Genomic DNA, 17,661 nt, shown 5'->3' on the forward strand with positions numbered 1-17,661 from the left:
ATGACGTGCATCTCAGGGATTATGGTTATCGGCTATAAGGTCAAGTCGATGTACATCGCCTGCTCATAGCCGCATTAGCTTATGAATCGCCACTCCGTACGGAGGATAGGCAACACGCAGCGTATCTGGGAATGTCGGTTTGCTTGTCACGGTTTTGATGTGGCTGAATTCCAGGAAACCGGCTTTGCCGTGGTAGGTTCCCAAGCCGGAAGCACCGATGCCGCCGAAGGGCAATCGGCTGGAAAGCAGATGGCCGAGCGGCAGGTTGAAGCCGAGCGCGCCCGAGCTGGTATGGCGTTCGAAAAGCAGTCGGGTCGCCTTGCTTCGTGTGAAGACATACAAAGCCAGCGGTTTCGGACGCCCGTTGATGAAGGCCACCGCGTCCTTCGCGTTGTTCACCGCAAGAATCGGCAGAATCGGTCCGAAGATTTCCTCCTGCATCACCGGGTCATCGGGTCGGACGTCGGTGAGGATGGTTGGCGCGATATAAAGATGTTCGCGATTGGTTTCGCCGCCGCTGAACGTCTTCTTATCGCTCGGTAGCAGCTTGACCAGTCTGTCGAATTGCCTGGTATTGACGATACGTCCGTAACTTGCGAATTGTGCGGGATTGCTACCAAAGAACTTCCGGATGAAACCTGCGATTTTCTGCGCCAACGGTTCCACCAACTCCGGTGTGGTCAATACGTAATCAGGCGCCACGCAGGTCTGCCCGGCGTTGGTGAATCGTCCCCACACGATGCGGCCGGCCGCGACGTCGAGATTGGCGCTCGCATCCACGAACACGGGGGATTTTCCGCCTAACTCCAGCGTTACCGGCGTAAGCTGTTTCGCCGCAGCCTCCATCACGATCGCTCCGACCTTGCCGTTGCCGGTATAGAAGATATGGTCGAACGATTGTTTGAGCAATTCGGTGGTTTCAGGCACCGCACCTTGAACGACCGTAAACGCCCGCGGGTCGAGGTATGCGCCGATGAGCCGTTGAAGCAATGCGCTGGTATTGGGGGAGAGCTCCGAAGGTTTGAGGCACACGCAGTTGCCGGCCGCGATGGCGTCGACCATCGGTTCGAGGCTCAACATCAGCGGATAGTTCCACGGCGAAATCACCAGCACCACGCCTTTGGGCTCTGCTATCGTCCAGCTTCTCGCCGGTTGCATCAGTAGTGGCATGGCTACATGGCTTCGCCTGCTCCAGCGTTCGATACGCGGTTCGACAAACCGTATTTCGTCCAGCACGAGCTTGATTTCCATCAGCGCGGTTTCCGCAGCCGGTTTGCCCAGATCGAGGTACACCGCGCGTTCGATGTCCTTTCGATGCGCCGTAACCATGCGTTTCATCCGTTCGAGCTGTTCCCGCCGCCAAGATATGGGCAGGGTCACCCCGGTTGCGAAAACCTGATGAAGTCCGGCCACGGTATCGTTCATATTATCCATCATGCGCTGCCTCGTCTTGCGTGCGATATATGCCCTGATTCTTGTATGTACTCTATACGCCTACGTCGAACGACAAGTGCCACAAAACCCATGCAAATGTCAGGTTTCTGGCTCGGGAGAGTGGTAGATTCATGGTGTCAGTGCTGTTCAACGTAGTGGAAAGGCATGTTCAATGACCACCGAAGTTACACGCGAATTTATCCAGGGGCTGCCCAAAGCCGAGCTTCACCTTCATATCGAAGGAACGCTGGAACCCGAACTGAAGCTTGAATTGGCCAAGCGTAACCATATCGACATCGGCCAGACGACCATCGAGGAGGTTCGCAAGACCTACCAATACGACGACCTCGCCTCGTTCCTCGCGGTCTACTATCCGGCCATGGACGTGCTGCAGCAGGAACAGGATTTCTATGACCTCGCTTTCGCCTACCTCAAGCGTGCCGCGGCCAACCATGTGCGCCATGTCGAGATCTTCTTCGATCCGCAGGCCCACACTTCGCGTGGCATCGCTTTCGAGACGGTGATCCACGGCCTGCACCGCGCCATCGTCGACGCCCGGGCGCTTGATGTCGACGCCGATCTGATCATGTGCTTCCTGCGCGATTTCACCAAGGAATCCGCCCGCAAGACCCTGCTTGAGGCCCTGCCGTACAAGGATTGGATCTTGGGCGTCGGTCTGGATTCCGACGAGCACAACAATCCGCCGCTCAAGTTCGCGCGTCAATACGAGGACGCCGCGGCCGCCGGGCTGCATCTGACGGCCCATTGCGACATCGATCAGGTCGGCTCCATCGACCATATTCGTCAGGCGCTCGAGATCATGGGTGTAGAGCGCATCGACCACGGCACCAACATCGTCGAGGACCCCGATCTGGTCGATTTCGCCGTCAGCCATCACATCGGCATGACCTCCTGCCCGCTTTCCAACTCCTTCGTGCGTCCGGAGATGAAGGGCGAGGAAATAGTCGAGCTTTTGGGCAAGGGTGTCAGAATCTGCATCAATTCCGACGATCCCGCCTACTTCGGCGGCTATATCAGCGACAACTACTATGCCTTGGCCGACAAGTTCGGGCTCAGCCGGGATCAAGTCGTGCAACTCGCCCGCAACTCCTTCGAGGCTTCGTGGATCAGCGATGAGAAAAAGGCCTTGTACTTGGCCCAGCTTGATGACTATGTCGCGCAGCACTGAGTGTTGAATCATCGTAGAGTTGAGCTGACCGATTGACTCGTCTTGGCGATTTGTGCCGACAAGCGAGGACATCGAGACCGAAACCCTATTTGGAAATATTGTCACGGGAAAGCATTGAGTCTAGCTTTCCCGTGACATTTTTTGTTTCAAGGCTATCGAACCTCTGCCGGATGATGGATCAAGCGAATCACTGTAGCCGTCCGTGACCTGCTTGTCCGCAGGAGTATGGTATCCTAACTACTTGTGTGTGCCAATGGCATGCCTTATGTAACAGGCGTGGGCATTGGGATATCCCGGAGCTTGTTGGAATGCGCGCAGCAATGCGGCGGCAGGAGAGCGAAGGGCCATCGGGCCGGTGGACTGTGGCTGTCTCACTCGATTCGTCGATTGGGGCTGCAGCGAGGCGGCTCCGCAAAGAATAATGATTAACGAATCGGAGAACTGAAGTTGCCTACTATAGAACAACTTGTCCGTAAAGGACGTAAGGCAAAGTCAAAGAAATCCAAGACTTTGGCCTTGAAGGGCAGCCCGCTGCGTCGCGGCGTGTGCACCCGTGTGTATACCACTACACCGAAGAAGCCGAATTCCGCGTTGCGTAAGGTCGCCCGTGTGCGCCTGAGCTCCGGCATCGAAGTTACCGCCTACATTCCGGGCGAAGGCCACAACCTGCAGGAGCACTCCATCGTGCTCGTCCGCGGTGGCCGTGTGAAGGATCTTCCTGGTGTGCGTTACCACATCGTGCGCGGCGCGCTCGATACCCAGGGTGTCAAGGACCGCAAGCAGGGACGCTCCCTGTACGGCGCAAAGAAGGCGAAGTAAGAGATATGTCACGTAAAGGACCATCCAAGAAGCACCAGCTGCTCCCTGATCCGATCTACGGTTCGACCGTGGTCGCTCAGCTCATCAACAAGATCCTGCTCGACGGCAAGAAGTCGATCGCCGAGGACATCGTCTACTCCGCACTTGACATGGTCAAGGCGAAGACCGACCAGGAACCCGTCGCCGTGCTGAAGCGCGCGCTCGACAACATCCGTCCGTCCCTCGAGGTCCGTTCCCGCCGTGTCGGCGGCGCGACCTACCAGGTCCCGGTCGAGGTCAAGCCCAACCGCGCCAACGCCCTGAGCCTTCGCTGGCTCACGGACTTCTCCCGCAAGCGCCGCGAGAAGACCATGGCCGAGCGTCTCGCCAACGAGATCCTCGACGCCTCCAACGGTCTCGGTGCTTCGGTGAAGCGCCGCGAGGATACGCACAAGATGGCCGAGGCCAACAAGGCCTTCGCCCACTATCGCTGGTAATCGAAGAGACGAGTTAGGTAAGGAAAATCTATGGCACTTGATGTGCTCAGCGACCTCAATGAGGTCCGCAACATCGGCATCATGGCTCACATCGATGCCGGTAAGACAACATGTACAGAACGTATTCTGTACTACACCGGTAAGAACTACAAGATCGGCGAGACGCACGAAGGCGCCTCGACCATGGACTTCATGGCCCAGGAAAAGGAACGCGGCATCACCATTCAGTCCGCTGCGACCACCTGCTTCTGGAACCGTCAGACCCATGACGCCGACAAGAAGTTCCAGATCAACATCATCGACACCCCCGGCCACGTGGACTTCACAGCCGAGGTGGAGCGTTCGCTTCGCGTGCTCGATGGCGCCGTCGCCGTCTTCGATGGCAAGGAAGGCGTAGAGCCCCAGAGCGAGACCGTGTGGCGTCAGGCCGACAAGTACGGCGTGCCGCGCATCTGCTTCATCAACAAGATGGATAAGCTCGGAGCCGACTTCTACTATTCCGTCGACACCATCAAGAAGAAGCTGGGAGCCACCCCGCTGGTCGTCCAGCTGCCGATCGGTGCCGAGAACGACTTCGTCGGCATGGTCGATCTGATCCGTATGAAGGCGTACGTCTGGAAGGACGTCACCACGGATCTCGGTGCCCACTACGACACCGTCGACATCCCCGATGACCTCAAGGACAAGGCCGAGCAGTATCGTTCGGAACTTCTCGACCAGGTGGCCGAGTCCGATGACGACCTGATGGAGAAGTACCTTGAGTCCGGCGAGATGAGCGATGAGGAGATCCGTGCAGGTATCCGCAAGCTCACCATCGAGCGCAAGGCCTACCCGGTCCTCTGCGGTTCCGCCTTCAAGGACAAGGGCATTCAGCCGCTGCTCGACGCAGTGGTCGACTATCTGCCCAGCCCCGAGGACGTCCCCGCCATCGTCGGCTTCAAGCCCGGTGACGAGTCCCAGGAGATCGACCGCAAGCCCACGATGGACGATCCGTTCGCCGCGCTGGTCTTCAAGATCTCGACCCACCCCTTCTATGGCAAGCTCGTGTTCGTGCGCGTCTATTCCGGCTCCATCAAGCCCGGCGACACCGTGCTCGATTCCACGAAGGACAAGAAGGAACGCGTCGGCAAGATCTTCCAGATGCACGCCGACAAGGAGAACCCCGTCGACGCCGCAGAAGCCGGCAACATCTACACGCTCGTAGGTCTGAAGAACGTCTCCACCGGCGACACGCTGTGCGCCGACAACGCTCCGATTTCTCTCGAGTCCATGACCTTCCCGGACCCGGTGATCGAGGTCGCCGTGGAGCCGAAGACCAAGGCCGATCAGGAGAAGATGTCGATCGCTCTGGCAAAGCTCGCCGATGAGGACCCGACCTTCCAGGTCAAGACCGATGAGGAAAGCGGCCAGACGCTGATTTCCGGCATGGGCGAACTCCAGCTCGACATCATCGTCGACCGTATGCGTCGCGAGTTCAAGGTGGAGTGCAACGTGGGCAACCCGCAGGTCGCCTACCGCGAGACCATCCGCAAGGCCGTCATGAACCAGGAATACACCCACAAGAAGCAGACGGGTGGTTCCGGCCAGTTCGCAAAGGTTTTGATGAACTTCGAGCCGATCGACCCCGCCGAGGGCAAGGATTACGAGTTCGTCAACGAGGTCACCGGCGGCCACATCACCAAGGAATTCATTCCTTCGATCGATGCTGGTGTGCAGGAAGCCATGGAGTCCGGCGTGCTCGCCGGGTTCCCGGTGGTCGGCGTCAAGGCGACCGTCACCGACGGCCAGATCCACGATGTCGATTCCTCCGAGCTCGCGTTCAAGATCGCCGGTTCCATGGCGTTCAAGACCGCGGCCCCGAAGGCCAAGCCCGTCATCCTCGAGCCGATCATGGCCGTCGAGGTGCGTACGCCTGAGGAGTACATGGGCGACGTGATGGGTGACATCAACTCCCGTCGTGGCAACATCCAGGAGATGAAGGACGCCACCGGCGTCAAGGTCATCGAGGCGAAGGTCCCCTTAAGCGAGATGTTCGGCTACATCGGCGATTTGCGTTCCAAGACGCAGGGCCGCGCGATGTTCACCATGCAGATGGATTCGTATGCAGAGGTGCCGAAGGCGGTCTCCGAGGAGATCATCAAGGCCCAGCGCGGCGAATAAAAAATACTTTGCCCAAGGCGTGTCTGTCTCCAGTCGGCGCTAAAATTTTCTAGCGCTGACTGGGTTCGGGCACTTTGTGGCAGGTAACCCAGAAACCCAGTAAACTGTAGCGAGTATCTCGATGCCGAAAAGCTCGGGATTAACTACGAAACGTCCAGGAGGACAAGTAATGGCAGAAAAGGAAAAGTACGAGCGGACCAAGCCGCACGTTAACATTGGCACCATTGGCCACGTTGATCACGGTAAGACGACCCTGACCGCGGCCATCTCGAAGGTGCTGCACGAAGAGTACCCCGATCTCAACCCGGAGTATGACTTCGATCAGATCGACGCGGCTCCTGAAGAGAAGCAGCGTGGTATCACCATCAACATCGCCCACATCGAGTATCAGACGGCCAAGCGCCACTATGCTCACGTGGATTGCCCCGGCCACGCCGATTTCGTGAAGAACATGATCACCGGCGCCGCTCAGATGGATGGCGCGATCCTCGTCGTCGCCGCCACTGATGGCCCGATGGCTCAGACCCGCGAGCACGTTCTGCTCGCTCGCCAGGTAGGCGTGCCGAAGATTCTCGTCGCGCTCAACAAGTGCGATATGGTCGATGACGAAGAGCTCATCGAGCTCGTCGAAGAAGAGGTCCGCGACCTCCTCGAAGAAAACGGCTTCGATCGTGACTGCCCGGTCATCCGCACCTCCGCCTACGGCGCTCTGCACGATGACGCTCCGGATCACGACAAGTGGGTTCAGACCGTCAAGGACCTCATGGATGCCGTCGACGATTACATCCCGACCCCTGTCCACGATCTGGACAAGCCGTTCCTGATGCCTATCGAAGATGTCTTCACCATCTCCGGCCGTGGCACCGTGGTGACCGGCCGTGTCGAGCGTGGCCGCATCCCGGTCAACGCCCCGGCAGAGATCGTCGGCATTCGTCCGACCCAGACCACCACCGTCACCTCCATCGAGACCTTCCACAAGCAGATGGACGAGGCCGAGGCTGGCGACAACACTGGTCTGCTGCTCCGCGGCATCAACCGTGACGACGTCGAGCGCGGCCAGGTCGTGGCCAAGCCCGGCACCGTGACCCCGCACCACAAGTTCGAGGGCGAAGTTTACGTCTTGACGAAGGATGAGGGCGGCCGTCATTCGCCGTTCTTCTCCAACTACCGTCCGCAGTTCTACTTCCGCACCACCGACGTCACCGGCGTCATCACGCTGCCGGAAGGCGTCGAGATGGTTCAGCCTGGCGATCACGCCACCTTCTCCGTCGAGCTGATTCAGCCCGTCGCGATGGAAGAGGGCCTGACCTTCGCAGTCCGTGAAGGTGGCCACACCGTCGGCTCAGGCCGTGTCACCAAGGTGATCGAGTAGTTCTAGAACGTAAGTTGTAGATTTACTTACTGGTTGTGCCCCACATCTTTTGGTGTGGGGCACAACTGTATTTAAAAGTATGAGTAGGTAAAGCAAAAGCCGAGAGAAACAGACGACTGGCGAACTGTACATACGCCGTGGCATAATTGCTGAGGCATTTTATGAATGCATATCGTTTGAAAAGTAAATGACTAAGGTGACGAGACGTGGCACAAACTAGCAATGACATCAAAAACGGGTCGGTATTGAACCTGGACGGACAGCTCTGGACCGTCACGAAATTCCAGCACGTCAAGCCTGGCAAGGGGCCGGCTTTCGTGCGTACCACCATCAAGAACGTGCTTTCGGGCAAGATCGTCGACAGGACCTTCAACGCTGGCATGAAGATGGAGTTCGAAACCGTCGACAACCGTACGCTGCAGTATTCCTACGAAGAGGGTGACAGCTTCGTCTTCATGGATATGACCACCTATGATCAGGTCAACATCCCCAAGGAGCTCGTCGGCGATCAGGCGAAGTACCTGCTCGAGGGCACCGACTGCATCATCAGCTTCCACGACGGCACCCCGCTGAGTGTCGAGCTGCCAGCATCCGTCGTGCTCAAGGTCACCGAGACCGAGCCGGGCGTGCAGGGCAACCGTTCGAACGCCGGCACCAAGCCTGCCACCGTTGAGACCGGTGCAGAGATTCAGGTGCCGCTCTTCGTAGGCGAAGGCGAAATGGTCAAGGTCGATACCCGCGACGGTTCCTACCTTGGTCGTGAGAACAACTGATTTTCTTTCTTTCCGACTTGGTGCGCTACGGCTTGCCAGGTCGGAAAGCCGTATTCGCAAACCTTTATTCGCATAATTTTTCACTGAGAGGCTACTGACTATATGGCACGTTCTACAGCTCGTAAACGGGCGCTGAATACGCTCTACGAAGCGGATGAAAAAGGACAGGACATTCCGTCACTGCTCGCCGAACGCATTGCCGAGCCGGGAGCCCAGACACCATTGCCGGATTATGCCATCGAAATCGTTCGGGGCGTCGCCGATGAGCAGACGGGCATCGACCGTGCACTCGAATCCCATTCGACCAAATGGCCGCTCAAGCGCATGGCTGTGATCGATAGAAATGTTCTGCGGATCGCCGCTTGGGAAATTCTCTTCAACGATGACGTGCCTGATCGCGTGGCCATCGATGAAGCGTTGGGGCTGGCGAAGACCCTTTGCGATGATGATTCTCCCGCGTTTATCCATGGCCTCTTGAGCGCTGTATGCGACAACAAGGATACGGTTCTTGCCGACATTCAGGCAGCGCATGAAGCTGAAGCCCAGCAGAAGGCGGAACGTGAGGCGGCTGAACGCCGGCTCAATTCGCCCACCGCTCCCGGGTTCCTTCAGTCCCGTGGGGTTTCCGGTAAAGGTGATGGCATTCCATTCGAGACCGAATCCGGGCCAGAAGCGGCGAATGCTGAATCCGTCGATGCCGAATCTGTGGATTCCGACACTGCGGGAATTTCCGCTGATGCCGCCGATACTGACAGTGAGGTTGGAAGTCTGGATGAAGTCGGGGCGGCTACTGTTGCCGTTGGCGATACTGCTTCATCCGGTCAGACCGATGAAGCTGCGGCTGCCACGGTTCCTCAAGTTTCAGGTGATGGGTCAACAGATTCCTCACCATCCAGTGATTCAGTGACTCCGCCATCTTCGGATGGTGACGGACAATCGCTGTCACCCGATGGTGATGATAATTCAATAATTGTCTGATTAGTTCTGACCGCGGTACGGTGGCCGGGCCGCGAATGTGTTTTCCGGTCCAGTTATTTCCGAGTCCGCGCACGGGCCCGGCAAAGGGGGACTCGTGGTGAGTCAGCAAACAGCGACAACAGCACAGTATTCGAAAGACGATGCTGTGCTGTTGTTGGAAGACGGCCAGCTTTACGTTGGTGAGCCTTACGGAGCATCAGGATCGACATTCGGCGAAATCGTGTTCGCCACGGCCATGACCGGCTATCAGGAGACGATCACCGACCCGAGCTACGACCAGCAAATAGTCGTGCAGACCTTCCCACATATCGGCGATACCGGTGTCAATGATGAGGATCCGGAATCCAAGCGGGTCTGGGTGGCCGGCTACGTCGTGCGTCAACCCAGTCCGAATGTTAGCAACTGGCGTGCCAACGACAGCCTTGACGACGAGCTCGAAGGTGATTCCATCGTCGGCATCAGCAACATCGATACCCGCAAACTGGTACGTCATCTGCGCGAGGGCGGTGTGATGCGAGCCGGTATCTTCTCGGGAGATGCTTTGACGGACAAGTCAACGGGGTCGTTGCGTTCCGTGGATGCCTTGTTGCAGGACGTCTTGGCGTCGCCAAAGATGCAAGGTGCCAGGCTTTACGATCGCGTAAGCACAGATGAGACCTACACTGTCGAGCCCAGCGGCGAGTTCGAAGGCAAGGCACCGCTGTTCACTGTCGCCGCCGTCGATCTGGGCATCAAAGGCATGACGCCTCATCGCTTGTCCGAACGCGGTTGCAGGGTGCACGTCGTGCCCTCCACGGTCACATTTGATGAAATCAAGGCCTTGAATCCCGATGGCGTCTTCTTCTCCAACGGCCCGGGCGATCCGGAGGAGGCCGCTCCAGAAGTCGATCTGCTACGCGAGGTGCTCGATGCCGGATACCCCTTCTTCGGTATCTGCTTCGGCAACCAGCTCTTCGGACGCGCGCTCGGTTTCGATACCTACAAGCTCAAGTTCGGTCACCACGGCGTCAACCAGCCCGTCAAGGACATGACCACCGGCAAGGTCGAAATCACCGCCCACAACCACGGGTTCGCGGTCGACGCGCCAATCGGCAGAATCGTTGAATCGCCGTATGAAAACGGCAAATACGGCCATGTGTTCGTCTCCCATATCGACTTGAACGACGATGTGGTCGAAGGCCTGCAATGCGTCGATATCCCGGCCTTCTCGGTGCAATACCATCCCGAGGCCGCCGCAGGTCCGCACGACGCCGCCTATCTTTTCGACCGATTCGTCTCGCTGATGCGTGCCCACAAGGCGGGGGAGCCGGTTTCGTCCGTGCTTACGACACCGACCTTTTCATCATCATCATCGAGCACAACCGTCAATGGCCAATCCGCCGACAGCGCTGACAAGGAGAACAAGTAATGCCGAAACGTCAGGACATCAAATCCGTCATGGTCATCGGATCCGGCCCCATCGTCATCGGTCAGGCCGCGGAATTCGACTATTCGGGCACCCAGGCGTGCCGAGTGCTGCGCGAAGAAGGTATTCGCGTCATCCTCGTTAACTCCAACCCGGCCACCATCATGACCGACCCGGAAATGGCCGATGCCACGTACATCGAGCCGATCGACGTGCCGATTCTCGAGCGCATCATCGCGCGTGAACACCCCGACGCCCTTCTGCCGACGCTTGGTGGGCAGACCGCGCTGAACGCCGCCGAGGCGCTGGGCAAGGCTGGTGTGCTCGACAAATACCACGTCGAACTCATCGGTGCCTCGCTCGAGGCCATCGACCGCGGCGAGGATCGAGAGCAGTTCAAGAAGGTCGTCGATTCCGTCGGAGGAGAGTCCGCGAAAAGCGATGTCGCCCATACGCTCGATGAAGTCGACGCCATCGTGGCCAAGCTCGGTTTCCCGGTGGTCGTGCGCCCAAGTTTCACCATGGGTGGCCTGGGTTCCGGCATCGCCCACAACGAGGAGGAACTGCACCGTATCGCCGGCGCAGGGCTCCACGACTCGCCGACCAACGAGGTTCTGGTCGAAGAGGGCATCGAAGGCTGGAAGGAATACGAGCTCGAGCTGATGCGCGACCGCAACGACAATGTGGTGGTCGTCTGCCCGATCGAGAACGTGGATCCTGTCGGCGTGCACACCGGCGATTCCATCACCGTCGCCCCGACCTTCACGCTCACCGACCGCGAATACCAGCGTATGCGCGACCTCGGCATCGCCATCATCCGAGGCGTCGGTGTCGACACCGGCGGCTGCAACATCCAGTTCGCGGTCAATCCCAAGAACGGCCGCATCATCATCATCGAAATGAATCCGCGCGTCTCCCGTTCCTCGGCGCTGGCTTCGAAAGCCACCGGCTTCCCAATCGCCAAGATCGCCACAAAACTTGCGCTGGGCTATACGCTTGACGAGATCCAAAACGACATCACGCAATCCACACCGGCCTGCTTCGAGCCGACCATCGACTACGTGGTCACCAAGGTGCCGCGTTTCACCTTCGAGAAGTTCCCGGGTGCCGACCCGACGCTCACCACCTCGATGAAATCGGTGGGCGAGGCCATGGCCTTGGGCGGCAACTTCCAGGAGTCGCTGGGCAAGGCCATGCGTTCCATCGACAAGCGCCACATGGGCTTCAGCTGGGACGGAACCAAGCCGGATCAGGCCGAGGTCGACCAGCTGTTGCAGGATATGCGTACGCCTACCGAGAACCGCTACCTGCAGGTGCAACGCGCGCTCTGGGGCGGGGCCACGCTTGAACAGCTCTACGACGCCACCAAGATCGACCCGTGGTTCCTGCGTCAATTCGAGCTGATCAATCAGACCGCGATGGAAGTGCGATTCACTGAAATCCTGTCGGCCAGGCTCCTGAAGAAGGCCAAGCTGGCCGGGCTTTCCGACCTGCAGATCGCGCATCTGCGCCACTTGGGCGACGAGGGCGAGAACACCATTCGCGAGCTGCGCCATAGCTACGGCCTGCGCCCGGTCTACAAGACCGTCGACACCTGCGCCGCCGAATTCGACGCGGTAACTCCGTATTACTATTCCTGCTACGCGGACGAATCCGAACTCAAACCGCGCGACCGCGAGGCCGTCATCATCTTGGGATCCGGCCCCAACCGCATCGGCCAAGGCATCGAGTTCGACTACACCTGCGTGCATGCGGTGCAGGAACTCGGCCGCGACTATGACACCATCATGGTCAATTGCAACCCCGAAACCGTCTCCACCGACTACGACATGTCCGACCGGCTCTACTTCGAGCCGCTCACCTTCGAAGACGTCATGGAGATCTACGACGCCGAGAAGAAGCTTGGCCCGATCAAGGGCGTCATCGTCCAGCTCGGCGGCCAGACCCCGCTTTCGCTGGCCGCACGTCTCAAAGCCGCTGGTGTCCCCATTCTCGGAACGTCGCCGGAATCCATCGACTTGGCCGAAAACCGTGAGCTCTTCGGCGAGGTGCTGCGTCGTGAACACCTGAACGCTCCGCGTTACGGCACAGCGCTCAACATGGACGAGGCCCGCGAGGCCGCGCATTCCATCGGCTATCCGGTGCTGGTGCGCCCCAGCTACGTGCTCGGTGGACGTGGCATGGAAATCGTCTACGACGACGAGCAGCTGGAGAAGTACGTCAACCGGGCGCTCGATGAAGCCAAGGCCGATACCGTGGTTTCCGGACGTCTGCCCTCCCCGCTGCTGATCGACAAGTTCCTTCAGGACGCCATCGAAATCGATGTCGATGCGCTTTATGACGGCAAGGAGCTCTACATCGGCGGCATCATGGAGCACGTCGAGGAGGCCGGCGTCCATTCCGGCGATGCGGCCTGCACCCTGCCGCCTTCAACGCTGTCCGACGATCAGATTCAGCGTTTGCGCAAGGCGACATTGGCCATTGCCGAAGGCTGTGGCGTACGAGGCGTGATGAACGTCCAGTTCGCCTACATGGCCAACACGCTCTACGTCATCGAGGCCAACCCGCGTGCCTCCCGCACCATCCCGTTCGCTTCCAAGGCCACCGGTGTGGCGCTGGCCAAGGCCGCCGCCCGCATCATGGTGGGGGAGAGCGTGGCCGATCAACGCAAGCGAGGGCTGCTTTTGCCTAAGGGCGACGGCGGCACCATCCGCCCCGGTCAGCAGGTCGCCGTCAAGGAATCCGTCTTGCCGTTCAAGCGTTTCCGCACGGTCGCCGGCAAATCCGTCGATACCCTGCTCGGCCCCGAGATGCACTCGACCGGCGAGGTCATGGGCTTCGACCGCGACTTCCCTCACGCCTTCGCCAAGTCCCAGCTCGCCGCCTATGCCGGCGGACTTCCGACACAAGGCAATGTGTTCCTCTCGGTTTCCGACACCGACAAGCGCCAGCTGCCGCTAATCGCCACGCGACTTCAGGAGCTCGGCTTCACCGTCTGCGCCACCGAAGGCACCGCTTCCGTGCTGCGTCGCTACGGCATCGAGTGCAAGGTTGTCGGCAAGATTTCCGAGACCTCTGAACGTAGGCAGGAGCTGAAAGCTGAATACGGCGACGATTACATCGACAAGAATCCTGTCGAGATGATCGAGTCCCGGGAGATCAACATGGTTCTGAACACCCCGAGCACCCGCAGCTCCCGTTCCGACGGCTATGCCATTCGCGCCGCCGCCGTGATCGCCGATATCCCGCAGTTCACCACCATCACCGAATTCTCCGCGGTTCTGCTCGCCATCGAGGCGGTCAAGGCCGACGACTATCAGGTGATGAGTATCCAGGAGCACGCGAAGCAGCTCTTCGCCTCCGAGACGGAGTAGCGGCCTGTTGAACTGATGTAGTTTCTGTGGCACGAACACTACGCTGATAACGTTCCGTGAGAGTTTTAAAGACTTTTACGGAACGTTTCGTATTGGCTATAAGGTCTCGTGTTCAATAGCTCATTCCCTAGGCTTGGGTAGACTGGAATCCATCGAGAGGAGCACTATTTTGAGTGAGTATGATGGCAATGAAAAGATTGAACAGTCGCATAAAGGCCGGCTTATCGTACTGACCGGGCCTACGGCCGTGGGCAAGGGAACCGTCGAGGCGAATCTACTCAGCAAACATCCTGAAGTTTGGGTTTCCGTCTCCGCCACCACACGCGATCCGAGGCCGGGGGAGGTCAACGGGAAGAACTACTGGTTCATGGATGAGGCAGAATTCGTGGACAAGGAAAAACAGAACTGGTTCCTCGAAACCGCGGTTGTGCACGGCATGGCTCATTACGGCACACCTCTGCAGCCGGTGCTCGATCACTTGGCCAAAAATATTCCTACGATTCTTGAGATCGACCTGCAAGGTGCCCGCCGCGTCAAGCAGCGTGCCGCCGAACTCAATCTTGAGATCGTCTCGGTATTCATTGCCCCGCCGAGTTACGACGAGCTGGTAAAGCGTCTGATCGGACGCGGTACCGAAAACGAGGAACAACGTAAAAAGCGTCTGGAGACCGCGAAGGTCGAGCTGGCCGCCGAGCCGGAATTCGACGTCAAGATCGTCAACGACACCGTCGAGCGCGCCGCCGACGAGCTCTGGGACGTCATCGCCAATGAATACGGGATCAAGAACTAAACAAAAGGCCTATTAAACCTGTCGTTTCTTGTTGTTTGCTCGTTGTCCGTGTCATTGGTCTCGTCTGGTGTAGCGAGGCGTGGCATTGTCATCAGGTTTCTGATATCCTTGCAATCAAAGAGTGCTAGACCGGAAACGAGGATGTTCGGAGGGCAACGATGCGCAAGATTGACTGGAAATACTATGTGATTATATTTGTTATACAGATGGTGGTCTTTTCTGTGTTGGGCCTTTTCTGGTACGACCACGGCAATTTCCGTGCGGGGCTGACCGATTGGCGGATGTGGAGCTACGTCATCTCGCTGAACGTCATCATGACGTTGATCCATCTGTTTTCCGACATCCGTGAGATTCGTAAGTCAAACAGGGCCAGTACGGAACGGGCCGCCGAGCTCAAAGCCCAGATCGCGGCGAAACAAGCCGATATTAAGTAAAGTTTAAACGAAAAGGTTGGTCGATAGAAGAACTGGAATTCGTGGGGAGACAATGCGCAAGATGAAGCCGAACAATTCTTTTCTGGACTCGGTGACCCAGATGCTCTATGACTCGGGATTGATAACGGCGCGTATATGTTCGCAGACGTTGCAGCTGAATGAGCAATGTGTTGAGCGGTTCTTTTCCGGCGAGCAGAGTGCGCTTTCGCATGAAGATGCGGAGCGGGTGTCTTTCTTGGCAGGATCGCTGAATGCTTTCGTGAGAGATGTCTCGATTGAGGAGAGCATCCAGGATCATACGAATGTGCTGCATCAGAGCGGGTTCACCGACTCGCAAATCGCCGCGTGGCTTGGGCTGAGTATCGATTCGTTCAGACAGATGTTCACCGATCCGGCCAATCAGCCGGGCAGTGAAGTGCTCGAATGTTCCGACAAACTCTCTCGGCTCACCACCACCGTGCTGGCCAATCGTAATGGACAAGCGTATCCCGAATCATAAGGAAGTGCTGACCTTCTCGTTGTAAATTCGAATGCAAAAGGGGAGTCCCGTGGAGGACTCCCCATAAGCGAGGTAGCGGCTGTTAGGCCGTGAAGGCTACTTGAGGCCGCTGAGTTTGTTGATAAGTTCGGGGTCTCTCGTCGCGCCCTTGTCGGCGGAGCGTGCGAAGGCGGCGTAGGCCTTGAGCGCCAGCGAAACCTTGCGGTCACGGTGGGCGACGTAGCCGTCTGAAGCCTCGAGCTCCTTGCGACGTTCATCGAACTGCTCGTCGGTGAGTTCCACGTTGATGGTGCGGTTGGGGATGTCGATGTCGATCATGTCGCCATCCTTGATCAGGGCGATCGGGCCCTTGTTGGCCGCCTCGGGGGCGACGTGGCCGATCGCCAGACCTGACGAACCGCCGGAATAGCGGCCGTCGGTGATCAGTGCGACGTCCTTGCCGATGCCCTTGCCCTTGACGAACGAGGTGGGGTAGAGCATTTCCTGCATGCCCGGGCCTCCCTTGGGGCCTTCGTAGCGGATGACCAGTGCCTCTCCCTTTTTGAGCTTGTCGCCCAGGATGACCTCGACGGCCTGCTCCTGCGATTCGACGATGTGGGCTGGTCCGCGGAACTTCCAGATGTTCTCCGGCACGCCTGCGGTTTTGACCACGCAGCCGTCAGGGGCGAGGTTGCCGCGCAGAATGGCGAGGCCGCCTTCCTTCACGGCCGGATGATTGATGTCGTGGATGGCGCCGTTGACGCGGTCGGTATCCAAGGAGTCGGAGAGCGTCTCGTGGGTGAACGGTTCAGGGGACTTGATGTGGCCCGGGGCTGCGCGGTAGAGCTCTTTGGCCTCATCCGTGCACGTGTCGCGCATGATGTCCCAATCGTTGAGCTTGGCCTGAAGCGTCGGATAATCGACCGAATGCACGTCCTGGTTGAGCTTGCCAGCACGGTCGAGCTCGCCGAGGATGCCGCAGATGCCGCCGGCACGATGCACGTCGGAGATCTCCCAGTCGCCGGAGGGGCTGGCCTTGCAGATGCAGGGCACGGTGTGGCTGATGCGTTCGATGTCGTCGAGCGTGAAATCGACGTCGGCGCTCTGCGCGGCGGCGAGGATGTGCAGCACGGTGTTGGTCGAACCGCCCATGGCCACGTCCATGGTCATGGCGTTCTCAAAAGCGTGCTTGGTGGCGATGGCACGTGGCAGCACGCTTTCATCGTCCTCGTTGTAGTAGCGGTTCGCCAGCTCGACGATCATCTTGCCCGCGCGCTCGAAGAGTTGCTTGCGGTAGCCGTGCGAGGCGAGCGTGGTGCCGTTGCCGGGCAGGGCCAGGCCAAGCGCCTCGGTCAGGCAGTTCATCGAATTGGCGGTGAACATGCCGGCGCAGGATCCGCAGGTGGGGCAGACGGTCTTCTCGTAGGCCAACAGGTCTTCGTCGGAAACGTTGTCGTCGGCGGAGGCGTACATCACGTCGATCAGATCGGTGGTCTCGCTCTTGCCGTTGGACAGTGTGGTTTCGCCGGCTTCCATCGGACCGCCAGAAACGAAGATGGTAGGGATGTTGAGCCTCAGCGCGGCCATAAGCATGCCGGGGGTGATCTTGTCGCAGTTGGAGATGCAGATCAGGGCGTCGGCGCAGTGCGCGTTGACGGAATACTCGATGGCGTCGGCGATGATATCGCGGCTCGGCAACGAGTAGAGCATGCCGGTGTGGCCCATGGCGATGCCGTCGTCGACGGCGATGGTGTTGAACTCGCGGGGGATGCCGCCGGCTTCGCGTACGGCCTTGGAGACGAGGCGTCCGACCTTGTTGAGATGGACGTGGCCGGGAACGAACTCGGAGAACGAGTTGGCGATGGCGACGATGGGTTTCTTGCCCAAGTCGTCTCCGGCCACACCTGCGGCGCGATAGAGTGCTCGGGCACCGGCGAACATGCGGCCGGTCATGATATTATGTGAGCGCATTTGCATGG

Annotated in this window: 13 protein-coding genes and 1 pseudogene; 12 read left to right on the forward strand and 2 right to left on the reverse strand. The window is 58.8% G+C overall.

All coding sequences use genetic code 11. From position 1 onward, the window contains the following. Positions 1-63: 63 nt before the first annotated feature. Positions 64-1,437, reverse strand: coding sequence for an aldehyde dehydrogenase family protein (locus OZX64_RS03855; protein WP_277174875.1), 1,374 nt, complete (start codon positions 1,435-1,437; stop codon positions 64-66). A gap of 169 nt (positions 1,438-1,606) precedes the next feature. Between OZX64_RS03855 and OZX64_RS03860 the strand changes: the two genes are divergently transcribed. The 12 genes and pseudogenes from OZX64_RS03860 to OZX64_RS03915 all read left to right on the forward strand — a co-directional run bounded on the left by OZX64_RS03860 (position 1,607) and on the right by OZX64_RS03915 (position 15,703). Continuing rightward, complete coding sequence (locus OZX64_RS03860) at positions 1,607-2,623, forward strand: adenosine deaminase (RefSeq protein ID WP_277174876.1); 1,017 nt, start codon at positions 1,607-1,609, stop codon at positions 2,621-2,623. A gap of 447 nt (positions 2,624-3,070) precedes the next feature. After that, entirely contained in the window at positions 3,071-3,442 is a 372-nt protein-coding gene (gene rpsL, locus OZX64_RS03865; RefSeq protein WP_277141808.1) for a 30S ribosomal protein S12, read from the forward strand. A gap of 5 nt (positions 3,443-3,447) precedes the next feature. Beyond that, positions 3,448-3,918, forward strand: coding sequence for a 30S ribosomal protein S7 (gene rpsG, locus OZX64_RS03870; protein WP_277155996.1), 471 nt, complete (start codon positions 3,448-3,450; stop codon positions 3,916-3,918). 30 nt (positions 3,919-3,948) lie between these two features. After that, on the forward strand, positions 3,949-6,078 hold the full coding sequence (fusA, locus tag OZX64_RS03875) for an elongation factor G (RefSeq protein WP_277147054.1): 2,130 nt from the start codon (positions 3,949-3,951) through the stop codon (positions 6,076-6,078). A gap of 169 nt (positions 6,079-6,247) precedes the next feature. After that, positions 6,248-7,450 carry an elongation factor Tu gene (tuf, locus tag OZX64_RS03880; protein WP_277147052.1) on the forward strand — a complete coding sequence of 401 codons (1,203 nt, stop codon included), beginning with the start codon at positions 6,248-6,250 and terminating at the stop codon, positions 7,448-7,450. 206 nt (positions 7,451-7,656) lie between these two features. Then, positions 7,657-8,223, forward strand: a complete 567-nt coding sequence (efp, locus tag OZX64_RS03885; protein ID WP_277155995.1) for an elongation factor P — start codon at positions 7,657-7,659, stop codon at positions 8,221-8,223. A gap of 102 nt (positions 8,224-8,325) precedes the next feature. Further along, a pseudogene (gene nusB / locus OZX64_RS03890) lies at positions 8,326-8,712 on the forward strand (transcription antitermination factor NusB); the annotation flags it as partial. A gap of 586 nt (positions 8,713-9,298) precedes the next feature. Next, positions 9,299-10,609: a glutamine-hydrolyzing carbamoyl-phosphate synthase small subunit gene (gene carA, locus OZX64_RS03895; RefSeq protein ID WP_277174877.1), complete on the forward strand. Its 1,311-nt coding sequence runs from the start codon at positions 9,299-9,301 to the stop codon at positions 10,607-10,609. After that, positions 10,609-13,980 carry a carbamoyl-phosphate synthase large subunit gene (carB, locus tag OZX64_RS03900; protein ID WP_277174878.1) on the forward strand — a complete coding sequence of 1,124 codons (3,372 nt, stop codon included), beginning with the start codon at positions 10,609-10,611 and terminating at the stop codon, positions 13,978-13,980. Before carA ends, carB begins: the two co-directional genes overlap by 1 nt. Before the next feature lie 169 nt (positions 13,981-14,149). Continuing rightward, positions 14,150-14,770 (forward strand): guanylate kinase, encoded by a 621-nt coding sequence (gene gmk / locus OZX64_RS03905; protein WP_277174879.1) that lies wholly within the window; start codon positions 14,150-14,152, stop codon positions 14,768-14,770. A gap of 206 nt (positions 14,771-14,976) precedes the next feature. Then, the gene (locus OZX64_RS03910; RefSeq protein WP_277174880.1) at positions 14,977-15,204 is read left to right on the forward strand and encodes a hypothetical protein; all 228 of its coding nucleotides are present in this window, start codon (positions 14,977-14,979) and stop codon (positions 15,202-15,204) included. Between the two features lie 61 nt (positions 15,205-15,265). Continuing rightward, the gene (locus OZX64_RS03915; RefSeq protein WP_277174881.1) at positions 15,266-15,703 is read left to right on the forward strand and encodes a hypothetical protein; all 438 of its coding nucleotides are present in this window, start codon (positions 15,266-15,268) and stop codon (positions 15,701-15,703) included. A gap of 96 nt (positions 15,704-15,799) precedes the next feature. On the opposite strand, the gene ilvD is transcribed toward OZX64_RS03915, so the two are convergent. Next, entirely contained in the window at positions 15,800-17,659 is a 1,860-nt protein-coding gene (gene ilvD, locus OZX64_RS03920; RefSeq protein WP_277155989.1) for a dihydroxy-acid dehydratase, read from the reverse strand. Between the last annotated feature and the right edge of the window lie 2 nt (positions 17,660-17,661).

The organism is Bifidobacterium sp. ESL0704 (genome assembly GCF_029392075.1).
In the GTDB taxonomy this organism is placed as follows: domain Bacteria; phylum Actinomycetota; class Actinomycetes; order Actinomycetales; family Bifidobacteriaceae; genus Bifidobacterium.

Excerpts from the sequence above, each read along its gene's own strand:
- OZX64_RS03855 (WP_277174875.1), bottom strand. The coding sequence starts at position 1,437 with ATGATGGATAATATGAACGATACCGTGGCCGGACTTCATCAGGTTTTC.
- OZX64_RS03860 (WP_277174876.1), top strand. The coding sequence starts at position 1,607 with ATGACCACCGAAGTTACACGCGAATTTATCCAGGGGCTGCCCAAAGCC.
- rpsG (WP_277155996.1), top strand. The coding sequence starts at position 3,448 with ATGTCACGTAAAGGACCATCCAAGAAGCACCAGCTGCTCCCTGATCCG.
- fusA (WP_277147054.1), top strand. The coding sequence starts at position 3,949 with ATGGCACTTGATGTGCTCAGCGACCTCAATGAGGTCCGCAACATCGGC.
- tuf (WP_277147052.1), top strand. The coding sequence starts at position 6,248 with ATGGCAGAAAAGGAAAAGTACGAGCGGACCAAGCCGCACGTTAACATT.
- carB (WP_277174878.1), top strand. The coding sequence starts at position 10,609 with ATGCCGAAACGTCAGGACATCAAATCCGTCATGGTCATCGGATCCGGC.
- OZX64_RS03910 (WP_277174880.1), top strand. The coding sequence starts at position 14,977 with ATGGTGGTCTTTTCTGTGTTGGGCCTTTTCTGGTACGACCACGGCAAT.
- OZX64_RS03915 (WP_277174881.1), top strand. The coding sequence starts at position 15,266 with ATGAAGCCGAACAATTCTTTTCTGGACTCGGTGACCCAGATGCTCTAT.
- ilvD (WP_277155989.1), bottom strand. The coding sequence starts at position 17,659 with ATGCAAATGCGCTCACATAATATCATGACCGGCCGCATGTTCGCCGGT.